Origin of the sequence: Dietzia sp. HMSC21D01, assembly GCF_001815995.1 — a bacterium.
GTDB classification, from domain to species: domain Bacteria; phylum Actinomycetota; class Actinomycetes; order Mycobacteriales; family Mycobacteriaceae; genus Dietzia; species Dietzia cinnamea.
Genome location: NZ_KV823822.1, coordinates 8527 through 18708 on the forward strand (window position 1 = coordinate 8527; position 10182 = coordinate 18708).

The window sequence follows — 10182 nt, forward strand, 5'->3', positions numbered from 1 at the left end:
ATCGGTGCCGGGCTCGCCGTGGGCGGCCTCATCCAGAGCCTTGAAACTCTCCACCAGCAGGTACGCGGCATGCAGCCGGGTGGCCCCGGCCAGGTTCTGCGCCAGCGTCACCGACCGCGCCACCTCGCTCAGCGCCGAGGCGTCCAACGACTCCAACGGCTCCCCCACCGCGCGCAGCGCGCCGAGACCGAACGCCCTCGCCGTCGTCGTCTCCACCCCGGTCACCCCCCGCCCGCGTCGCGCCATCACTCGAACATGAGAACAAGTTTACCTAAAGCGCGAGGATCGCACAAGGGTTCGATACGAACTTACATGCGGGCGTCGCCTCCGCCGCCGGAGTCGGGCAGAATGACCGCCCGGTCGTCGGTCGCGATAGGGGAGCCGCCGGCCTTGTTGGTGGTCCCGGCCAGGAGGATGCCCTCGCCGACCACGGTGAGGCCGGTGAGCCGCCCGTAGCGCCCCTCCGCGAGAGCCTCGGGCTGACCGCGCGCGGCGCCGCCGGCGGTCTGCAGGGTGTCGACACGCTCGGCATCCGGGAGCGCGATCGCCAGCGTCCCCTCGCCGGCCGCACACCCGCCCGCGGCACGCTGGTCAGGCCACGTCCACACCATCCGATCCGGGGCGCGGAGGGCGGCGCCACGGTCGGTCACGGTGGAGAGGTACACCTCGTCGTCGTGGACGCACAGCGCCCGGATACCACCCAGATCACGCGCGATCACCTCGGGCCGTTCGGCGCGACCGATCCCCGTGAACGACGGGAACCGCACGAGCTCCGACCCGACGCCGACGGTGAGGACGTCCGCGACGAACGCGAGCCCGCCGCTCTCGGCGGGAGCGAGTTCCGCGACCGTGCGGGGAGCATCGCCGCGTGCCAGGCGCTCGACGCGGGTGGGTCCATCGCCGACGACGAGGAGATACACCAACCGGTCCTGGGCGAAATCCGGGGACGGCGCGACCGCGGCCACCCGACCGCCCCGCGGATCCACCCGCCCGAAATCCTCCGGCTCCGCGTCCGGCGAGACGATCCGCACCGCACCCGTCGACTCGGCGACCAGCGCCCGTTCACCCAGACCCGCCACGGCGACGGCCGGGCCCAGACACGTGGCGATCACCGCGGGGTCCGGGTCCACGCACGGACCGGTCTCGGGGCTCGGCTCGGGCTCCCCGGAGGTCGAGGTCGGTGGGGGAGACGGAGCGCCGGGTGCACTCGGCGGCGGCGCGGCCCCCGCCCCCGGACCCGGGGCCGGCGTGAACGGGGCCTCGAGGCGATCGTCGAACCTCGCGCAGCCCGACACCGCGACGGTGAGCGCCAGGACGAGCGCGAGCGATCTCATGCCGACCAGAGTACGGCGCGCCGTGTCCTACGGGTCCCCGCGGCGGCCCCGGCCTACAGTCGAGAGGTGACTTCCTCAAAGCGCGGTGACGACGACGCCCGTACCGAGATCATCCACGACGTCGACTACCCGCTCGACGTGCCCGGCACCAAGGGTCCGGGGCCGGGTGCGGGAACGGGCGCGAGCGGCGGGACGGGGGACACCGCCACCACAGCGTTCCCGGCCGCCGGGCGCACCGACTACTCGCAGTTCTCCGAGTCGGGTGGATACGACATGTCCGCGCCGTTGCCGTTCGGCGAGCAGCCGACCACCATCGCGCCCGCCCCCCGCGACGATATCGGCAGGCGCGGGACCATCGACCTCGGACTGTTCGTCCTCCGTTTGGCGGTGGGCGTCCTGCTGGCGATGCGCGGCCTGCAGAAGCTCGCCGGATTGTTCGGTGGCCCCGGGATCGACGGGTTCACCCAGACTCTCGCCGACTCGGGGTTCGACATGGCCCGCGCCCTGGCGATCGCCGGCGGAACCGTCGAGCTCGTCGCGGGAGTCATGCTCGTCGTGGGACTGGCGACGCCCATCGCCGCGGCCGGCCTCCTCGGGATGATCGGACTCGGGATCGCGGTCCGGCTGACCGGGGCCGACCCCATCCCCGTCCTCAGCGACACCTCGCGGGGACTCGAGCCGTCGATCCTCTACGCCGCCGCACTTCTGACACTGCTCTTCACCGGACCCGGGCGGTGGGCCGCCGACCGCAAGTGGGGATGGTCGCACCGCCCGCGGTTCAGCGGGATCGTCTGGCTGGTGATCGTCGTCGTGCTCGCCGGACTCGTGTGGTACTTCCTCAACGGCACCAATCCGCTGACGTCGTCCGCCGACAGCGCACCGGTCACAGCGGGCTGACCGCGCCGCCGACCGACCGCGCCGCCGACTGAGCGCACTGGTCTCTGCGGACCGACCACTCGACGGTGGTCGGCCCGCAGCCGCGATCAGTCCGGCAGGATCCGGACGGCGCCCTTGTCCGCCGACGACGCCATCGACGCGTACGCGCGCAGGGCGGCCGAGACCTTCCGGTCCCGGTTCGCCGGCCGCCACGGCAGCGGACCCTTCTCCTCCCGGCGGCGGGCCAACTCGTCGTCGTCCACCGCCACCGAGATGGACCGCGTGGCCACGTCGATCGTCACGATGTCGCCGTCACGCACCAGGCCGATCGGGCCGCCCGAGGCGGCCTCGGGCGCGATGTGGCCGATCGACAGCCCCGAGGAACCGCCCGAGAACCGACCGTCGGTGATGAGAGCGCACTTCGTGCCGAGGCCCGCGCCCTTGATGAACGCGGTCGGGTGCAGCATCTCCTGCATCCCCGGGCCCCCGGCCGGTCCCTCGTAGAGCACCACCAGGACCTCGCCGGCCTGCAGCGTCTTGTTGAGGATGACCGACACCGCCTCCTCCTGGGACTCGACCACCCTGGCCGGCCCCGAGAAGTGGAAGTTCTCCTCGGACACGCCCGCGGTCTTGAACACCGACCCGTCGGGGGCGATGTTCCCGCGCAGCACGACGAGGCCGCCCTCGGCGGTCGCCGGGTGCTCCACCGAGTGGATGCAGCCCCCCACCGCGTCGGTGTCGAGCGACTCCCACCGGTTGTCCGTGGAGAAGGGCTCGATCGTGCGCACCCCGCCCGGGGCGGCGTGGAACAGCTCGACGGCCTTCTCGGTGGCCGTGCCACTGCGGATGTCCCAATCGGCGATGTACTGCTCGAGCGACGGCGAGTGCACCGAGTGGACGTCGGTCTGCAAGAGGCCACCGCGGTACAGCTCGCCGAGGATCGCGGGGATGCCGCCGGCCCGGTGGACGTGCTCCATGTAGTAGTCCGAGTTCGGGGCGACCTTGGCCAGGCACGGCACCCGCCCCGAGACCTCCTCGATGTCGTGCAGGTCGAAATCGACCTCGCCCTCCTGGGCGGCGGCGAGGATGTGCAGCACCGTGTTCGTGGAGCCTCCCATCGCGACGTCGAGCGCCATCGCGTTGGTGAAAGCCGACTTGGTGGCCACCGAGCGGGGGAGCACCGAGTCGTCCTCGTCGCGGTAGTAGCGCGTGCACAGGTCCACGATGAGACGACCCGCCTCGGCGAACAGTTCGCGGCGCGCACTGTGTGTGGCCAGCGTCGAGCCGTTGCCCGGCAGGGACAGCCCCAGGGCCTCGGTGAGGCAGTTCATCGAATTGGCGGTGAACATGCCCGAGCAGGACCCGCAGGTCGGGCAGGCCGACCGCTCGATGGCGTCCAGGTTCTCGTCGTCGACGGCGGAGTTCGCCGAGGCGGAGATGGCGGTGATGAGATCGGAACCGGCCTTGACGACGCCGTCGACGACCACCGAGAAGCCCGACTCCATCGGCCCGCCCGAGACGAACACGGTGGGGATGTTCAGCCGCATGGCCGCGTTGAGCATGCCCGGCGTGATCTTGTCGCAGTTGGAGATGCACACCAACGCATCGGCCGTGTGGGCGTTGACCATGTACTCCACCGAGTCCGCGATGATCTCGCGGCTCGGCAGCGAGTACAGCATCCCGGCGTGCCCCATGGCGATGCCGTCGTCGACCGCGATGGTGTGGAACTCACGCGCCACGCCGCCCGCCGCCGCGATCTGTTCCGCGACGATCTCGCCCACGTTCTTCAGGTGGACGTGGCCGGGCACGAATTGCGTGTAGGAGTTGGCGATCGCGATGATCGGCTTGCCGAAGTCAGAGTCCGTCATACCGGTCGCACGCCAGAGGGCCCGGGCCCCCGCGGCGTTGCGTCCGGCGGTACTGGTTCGTGACCTCAGGGGCGGCATGGGACCTCGATCCGGTTCGAAGGGGGCGGGCGGCCGGAGGGGCTGCCCCGCGGGGCGTCCCGGACGCGCCGACGGCGGCGCCCCGGACCGGCCGTGACCTCCCCACGATACGCCCCGGTGTGGGTTTACTCTTCTCGCGGTCGGCCGCCCGGCCCGACCGCCCACGACGAGAAGGGGGATGGACTGAGCGACTCCGGCCACACCGGCGGGATCCGGGAGTTCGTCTCGCACTCCGCAGGGGCCGTCGCGGTCGTCTGCGGCCTGTTCTTCGTCCTGGCCTTCATGTACATCGGCGGCACCGCGGATCCGCAGGCCCACGCCCGACACATCCCCGTGGCCGTGGTGAACTCGGACGAGGCGGCGACGCTCGAGACACCGATCGGCCCGCGACGGATCGACGTCGGCACCCGCATCACGGCGGGACTCATCCAGAACAACGACTGGGGCACCGTCCGGTTGCACATGGTGGACCCCGCCACCGCGGAGGCCGGCCTGCGGGACGGAACGTACTTCGGTGCCCTGCGGATACCTGCCGACCTGAGCGAGGGGGTCGTCGGACTGGTCGAGGCGGCCGCGACGGAGGCGGGGCGGAGCGGGCCCGTGCCGGACCGTGCCCGCGTGGAACTCCAGTACTCACCGCGGGTGTCGATCGTCTCCGGCCAGGTGATGAACACGATGGCCGACCGGATGCGCGAGTCGTTCCGGGAGGGCGTGGGACCCGGCCTGCTGGAGGACGCCGAGCTCCTGGCGGAGGCGGAGGGCGGATCGGTGGGTGCGGCGGCCGCGCTCGCGGTCCAGGACCCGATCAGGGTGGACGTCACCGCGTGGAACCCGCTGCCCGAGGGCGTCTCCAACGCGTCGCTGCCGATGTTCTACGCGTTGGTCGTCATCCTGGCCGGGTTCACCGGCGCGATGATCATCTCGGCGCTGTTGGACGCCCGACTCGGGTTCATCCCGCTGGAGATCGGGCCGTTCGCCCATCACGTCCACGTGGCGCCGTTCGGGCGGGTCCAGACCCTCGTGCGGAAGTGGGCGGTCACGCTCGTCACCGCTCCGCTGGTGTCGGTTCTGTGCCTGTGGGTGGCGGACATCCTCGGCATCAGCGGGTATGACCCGTGGCACATGTTCTGGTTCTCGAACCTCGTGATCGTGGCGGTGGGGGTCTGCGCGCACACCATCATCGCCGCGATCGGCAACGCCGGACTGCTGGTCAACCTCGTGCTGTTCGTGGTTCTGGGGATCCCCACCTCCGGCGGGGCGACGCCCACGCAGATGCTGCCGCCCGTCTTCGTCACCATCGGCGACCTGCAGCCGATGCACCAGGCCTATCTCGGCCTGCGCTCGATCATGTTCTTCGACTCGGGCTGGGAGGCCGGGCTCGGTCACGCCGTGTGGGTGCTCGGCGCCTGGACGGTGGGCGGCCTCGTGGTGGGCATCGCGGTCACCCTCGTGTACGAGCGCATGGGGATGCGCCGGCAGGCCGTGGCCGACCGGGTGCCGGCCGGCCGGGGCGGATCAGGGCTGCTCGCGTCCGGGCGCGGCGTAGGGGTCGCGGATGCGGCCCCGGCTGGCGGCGGACAGGCGCGGGAGGTCGTGGAACGACACGCCGCCCATCGGTAGGGAGTCGTCCGAGGTGGTCACGAGCCGGGCGAAGCCCTTCTTCGGGAACATCACGCCCTTCACCTGGTCCCACGGGACCGAGCGCCGGGAGCGCCAGGTCGACAGGTGCACCCCGCGCTCGTCGAGCCGGGTGCGGGTCCTGGCCACCCACCAGGCGAAGCCCACCGGGATCAGCACCAGCCAGCCGAGGGCCAGCGGGTAGGCCGCGACGGGCCAGAGGATCGCCACGACGAGGATGGCGATGACGATGTAGGACATGGGGTTGACGCGGAAGAGGGCGCGGTCGCGCGGGGTCGACTCCGGCACGGGGGCTCTGAATGGGGCGCTCATGATGCCCTCCAGTCTCGCACGGTCCACTATGTGGGATCGGCGTTCCACGAGTTGACGCTACGGACGGCCGGGGCCTAGTCTGGGCCGCGTGAACACCTGGAACGGTCTCGTACTCGGCCGGCGCGTCGGCGCCTGAGCCGCAACCTGGCTTTCCCCCGACGCGCACCCTCGCCGGCCCCATGTGGCCGTCGGGGGTTTTTTGTTGCCAGGTTCCACCGGTCCCACCGGACCGGGTGAGGCGACGAACGACAAGCTCCACGACCAGCATGAAGGATAGTTGAAGTGAGCGCACCAACGGCACAGCCCGGGCCCCGTCCGGGCACAGACCAGAAGGCCCGCCCAGCGGCCCCCGAGCGGATGACGGGCGCGCAGGCCGTCGTCCGGTCCCTCGAGGAGATCGGCACCGAGGTGGTCTTCGGCATTCCCGGCGGGGCGATCCTGCCGGTCTACGACCCGCTCTACGACTCGGCCAAGGTCCGGCACGTGCTCGTCCGGCACGAGCAGGGTGCGGGCCACGCCGCCACCGGTTACGCCCAGGCCACCGGTCGGGTCGGCGTCTGCATGGCGACCTCGGGCCCCGGTGCCACCAACCTGGTGACGCCGCTCGCGGACGCACAGATGGACTCGGTTCCGGTCGTGGCGATCACCGGCCAGGTGGGGACCTCCCTCATCGGCACGGACGGCTTCCAGGAGGCCGACATCTCCGGCATCACGATGCCGATCACCAAGCACAACTTCCTGGTCTCCCACGGCGACGACATCCCGCGGATGATCGCCGAGGCGTTCCACATCGCCCAGACGGGCCGTCCGGGTGCCGTGCTGGTGGACATCCCTAAGGACGTCCTCCAGGGCGAGATGACGTTCTCGTGGCCGCCGGAGATGAAGCTCCCCGGCTACCGGCCCGTCACCAAGCCGCACGGCAAGCAGATCCGCGAGGCCGCCCGGATGATCGCGCGGTCGACGCGACCGGTGCTGTACGTCGGCGGCGGCGTCATCAAGGCGGACGCCTCGGCGGAGCTCATGGCGCTGGCCGAGCTGACGGGCATCCCCGTCGTCACCACGCTCATGGCCCGCGGGGCGTTCCCGGACTCGCACCGGCTGCACTACGGCATGCCCGGCATGCACGGCACGGTCGCCGCGGTCGCCGCACTGCAGCGCTCCGACCTGCTGGTCACGCTCGGGGCGCGCTTCGACGACCGGGTCACGGGGCGCCTCGACACGTTCGCGCCCGACGCGAAGGTCATCCACGCGGACATCGACCCGGCGGAGATCGGCAAGAACCGTGCGGTCGACGTGCCGATCGTCGGCGACATCAAGGAGGTGCTGGTCGAGCTCGTCGAGACGCTCCGCGGTGAGCGGGAGTCCGGGGCGCTGGACGCGCCGTCCGCGTGGGTCGGCGAGCTGGACGAGATCCGGGACGAGTACCCGCTGGGGTACGCGCCGCAGTCGGACGGGTCCCTGTCGCCGGAGTACGTCATCGAGCGCCTCAGCGCGGCCGCCGGCCCCGACGCGGTGTACTGCGCGGGCGTGGGGCAGCACCAGATGTGGGCGGCCCAGTTCGTCAAGTACGAGAAGCCACGCACGTGGCTCAACTCGGGCGGCCTCGGCACCATGGGCTACGCGGTGCCCGCCGCGATGGGCGCCAAGTTCGGCCGTCAGGACGCCGAGGTGTGGGCCATCGACGGCGACGGCTGTTTCCAGATGACCAACCAGGAGCTGGCCACCTGTGCCATCGAGGGTGCGCCGATCAAGGTCGCGCTCATCAACAACGGCAACCTCGGCATGGTCCGGCAGTGGCAGACGCTGTTCTACGAGGAGCGGTACTCGCAGACCGACCTGTCGACGCACTCCATGCACATCCCCGACTTCGTCAAGCTCGGCGAGGCGCTGGGCTGCGTGGCGTTGCGCTGCGAGCGGGCCGAGGACGTGGACGACGTGATCGCCAAGGCGCGCGAGATCAACGACCGGCCGGTGCTCATCGACTTCATCGTGGGCAAGGACGCGCAGGTCTGGCCGATGGTCGCGGCCGGGACGTCCAACGACGAGATCATGGCGGCCCGGGACATCCGGCCGCTGTTCGACGACACCGACTCCGCGGCGGACGAGGCCTCGGAGATCCACGAGATGACCGAGCGCATCGACGCCGCCGTCATCGCCGGCCAGGAGGAGGATCAGTGAGCGCTCGTTCCCACACCCTGAGCGTGCTCGTGGAGGACAAGCCCGGCGTGCTCGCGCGCGTCGCGTCGCTGTTCTCCCGGCGCGGGTTCAACATCGAGTCGCTGGCCGTCGGCCCGACCGAGACCGACGGGTTGTCGCGTATGACGATCGTGGTCAACGTCGAGGACTTCCCGCTCGAGCAGGTGACCAAGCAGCTCAACAAGCTGGTCAACGTCATCAAGATCGTCGAGCAGGACCCGGCCGGTTCGGTGGCCCGCGAGCTCACGCTGGTCAAGGTCCGTGCCGGCGCCACCAACCGCGGGCAGATCGTGGAGATCGCCAGCCTGTTCCGCGCGCACATCGTCGACGTCTCGCCCGAGTCGCTCACGCTCGAGGCGACCGGCACGCCGGACAAGCTCGACGCGCTGCTGCGGATGCTCGACGGCTACGGCATCCGCGAGATCGTCCAGTCCGGGATGGTCGCGCTCGGACGCGGTCCCAAGTCCATCACCACCACTCGATAGTCTCGACCAGTAACCCGGTTTCGACTTACCGATAACAAACGAAGGGAATCCACCATGGCAGTGGAGATGTTCTACGACGATTCGGCGGACCTGTCGCTGATCCAGGGCCGCAAGGTCGCCGTCATCGGCTACGGCTCGCAGGGCCACGCGCACTCGCTGAGCCTGCGCGACTCCGGTGTCGAGGTCGTGATCGGCCTGCGCGAGGGCTCCAAGTCCCGCGAGAAGGCCGAGGAGGCCGGCCTCAAGGTCATGACCGCGTCCGAGGCCGCCAAGTGGGCCGACGTCGTCATGCTGCTCGCCCCCGACACCTCGCAGGCGCAGATCTACGCCGACGACATCGAGCCCAACCTGAACGACGGCGACGCGCTGTTCTTCGGCCACGGCCTCAACATCCACTTCGGCCTCATCAAGCCGGCCGAGAACATCACCATCGCGATGGTCGCGCCGAAGGGCCCCGGCCACCTCGTGCGTCGTCAGTTCGTCGACGGCAAGGGCGTCCCGGCGCTCATCGCCGTGCAGCAGGACCCCAAGGGCGAGGGCGAGGCGCTCGCGCTGTCCTACGCCAAGGCGATCGGCGGCACCCGCGCCGGCGTCATCAAGACCACCTTCAAGGACGAGACCGAGACCGACCTGTTCGGTGAGCAGGCCGTGCTGTGCGGAGGCACCGAGGAGCTCGTCAAGACGGGCTTCGAGGTCATGGTCGAGGCCGGGTACGAGCCCGAGCTGGCCTACTTCGAGGTGCTCCACGAGCTCAAGCTCATCGTGGACCTCATGTACGAGGGCGGCATCGCCCGCATGAACTACTCGGTGTCCGACACCGCGGAGTTCGGCGGCTACCTCTCCGGCCCGCGCGTCATCGACGCCGGCACCAAGGAGCGCATGAAGGAGATCCTCGCGGACATCCAGAACGGCGAGTTCACCAAGCGCCTCGTGGCCAACGTCGAGGGCGGCAACAAGGAGCTCGAGGCGCTGCGCAAGGAGAACGCGGAGCACCCGATCGAGGTCACCGGCCAGAAGCTGCGCGACCTCATGAGCTGGGTCGACCGTCCCATCACGGAGACCGCCTGAGTGTTGCGGAAGCATCTCGTGTGAGGCCCCTGTAGGGTCCACCGGGATCGATTCCCGACAGCTGTAGGAGGACCGCCGTGCGTCACATCAACCGAGGTGTGGGTGCGGCGGTCCTCGCCATTTCCCTGGCCGCCACGACGGTGGCCTGTGGGTCGCCGGAGGACGGTGACGCCCCCGGGATGCGGGCGGTGGAGGCGGACGGGGTCCGGATCGCCGCCGACGCCGACGGCTCGGGTGTGGAGGCCACGCGACTGCTGGTGGAGTCCGCGCCGGTGGTCGTGGTGGCCGCGCCGGACGAGGCCGCCCAGGCCACGGCGGCGTCGGTCG

8 protein-coding genes and 2 pseudogenes are annotated in these 10182 nt (G+C 70.6%); 6 read left to right on the forward strand and 4 right to left on the reverse strand.

Annotated features, from left to right (window positions below):
• Both HMPREF3086_RS18440 and HMPREF3086_RS04895 read right to left on the reverse strand, forming a co-directional pair.
• Positions 1 to 216: pseudogene (locus HMPREF3086_RS18440) on the reverse strand (hypothetical protein); the annotation flags it as partial.
• A 92-nt stretch (positions 217 to 308) separates the two neighbouring features.
• Positions 309 to 1334 (reverse strand): PQQ-dependent sugar dehydrogenase family protein, encoded by a 1026-nt coding sequence (locus HMPREF3086_RS04895; RefSeq protein ID WP_070720473.1) that lies wholly within the window; start codon positions 1332 to 1334, stop codon positions 309 to 311.
• Positions 1335 to 1400: 66 nt separating this feature from the next.
• Here HMPREF3086_RS04895 and HMPREF3086_RS04900 point away from each other — a divergent pair, with 66 nt between their 5' ends.
• Positions 1401 to 2231, forward strand: coding sequence for a DoxX family protein (locus HMPREF3086_RS04900; protein ID WP_070720477.1), 831 nt, complete (start codon positions 1401 to 1403; stop codon positions 2229 to 2231).
• A gap of 86 nt (positions 2232 to 2317) precedes the next feature.
• Here HMPREF3086_RS04900 and ilvD read toward each other — a convergent pair whose 3' ends face one another.
• Positions 2318 to 4156 (reverse strand): dihydroxy-acid dehydratase, encoded by a 1839-nt coding sequence (gene ilvD / locus HMPREF3086_RS04905; RefSeq protein WP_070720479.1) that lies wholly within the window; start codon positions 4154 to 4156, stop codon positions 2318 to 2320.
• Positions 4157 to 4249: 93 nt separating this feature from the next.
• Here ilvD and HMPREF3086_RS04910 point away from each other — a divergent pair, with 93 nt between their 5' ends.
• Positions 4250 to 5776, forward strand: coding sequence for a YhgE/Pip domain-containing protein (locus HMPREF3086_RS04910; protein WP_246830909.1), 1527 nt, complete (start codon positions 4250 to 4252; stop codon positions 5774 to 5776).
• Here HMPREF3086_RS04910 and HMPREF3086_RS17910 read toward each other — a convergent pair.
• On the reverse strand, positions 5672 to 6106 hold the full coding sequence (locus HMPREF3086_RS17910; RefSeq protein WP_141764000.1) for a PH domain-containing protein: 435 nt from the start codon (positions 6104 to 6106) through the stop codon (positions 5672 to 5674). The genes HMPREF3086_RS04910 and HMPREF3086_RS17910 overlap by 105 nt on opposite strands.
• Before the next feature lie 282 nt (positions 6107 to 6388).
• Between HMPREF3086_RS17910 and HMPREF3086_RS04920 the strand changes: the two genes are divergently transcribed.
• The 4 genes and pseudogenes from HMPREF3086_RS04920 to HMPREF3086_RS04935 form a co-directional block, all read left to right on the forward strand.
• The gene (locus HMPREF3086_RS04920) at positions 6389 to 8284 is read left to right on the forward strand and encodes an acetolactate synthase large subunit (protein ID WP_083324311.1); all 1896 of its coding nucleotides are present in this window, start codon (positions 6389 to 6391) and stop codon (positions 8282 to 8284) included.
• Positions 8281 to 8787: an acetolactate synthase small subunit gene (gene ilvN, locus HMPREF3086_RS04925; RefSeq protein ID WP_070720486.1), complete on the forward strand. Its 507-nt coding sequence runs from the start codon at positions 8281 to 8283 to the stop codon at positions 8785 to 8787. Before HMPREF3086_RS04920 ends, ilvN begins: the two co-directional genes overlap by 4 nt.
• Before the next feature lie 54 nt (positions 8788 to 8841).
• Positions 8842 to 9855, forward strand: a complete 1014-nt coding sequence (ilvC, locus tag HMPREF3086_RS04930; protein WP_007627159.1) for a ketol-acid reductoisomerase — start codon at positions 8842 to 8844, stop codon at positions 9853 to 9855.
• A 77-nt stretch (positions 9856 to 9932) separates the two neighbouring features.
• Positions 9933 to 10182, forward strand: a pseudogene (locus HMPREF3086_RS04935) (hypothetical protein); the annotation flags it as partial.

Excerpts from the sequence above, each read along its gene's own strand:
- ilvC (WP_007627159.1), top strand. The coding sequence starts at position 8,842 with ATGGCAGTGGAGATGTTCTACGACGATTCGGCGGACCTGTCGCTGATC.
- ilvD (WP_070720479.1), bottom strand. The coding sequence starts at position 4,156 with ATGCCGCCCCTGAGGTCACGAACCAGTACCGCCGGACGCAACGCCGCG.
- HMPREF3086_RS04895 (WP_070720473.1), bottom strand. The coding sequence starts at position 1,334 with ATGAGATCGCTCGCGCTCGTCCTGGCGCTCACCGTCGCGGTGTCGGGC.
- HMPREF3086_RS17910 (WP_141764000.1), bottom strand. The coding sequence starts at position 6,106 with ATGAGCGCCCCATTCAGAGCCCCCGTGCCGGAGTCGACCCCGCGCGAC.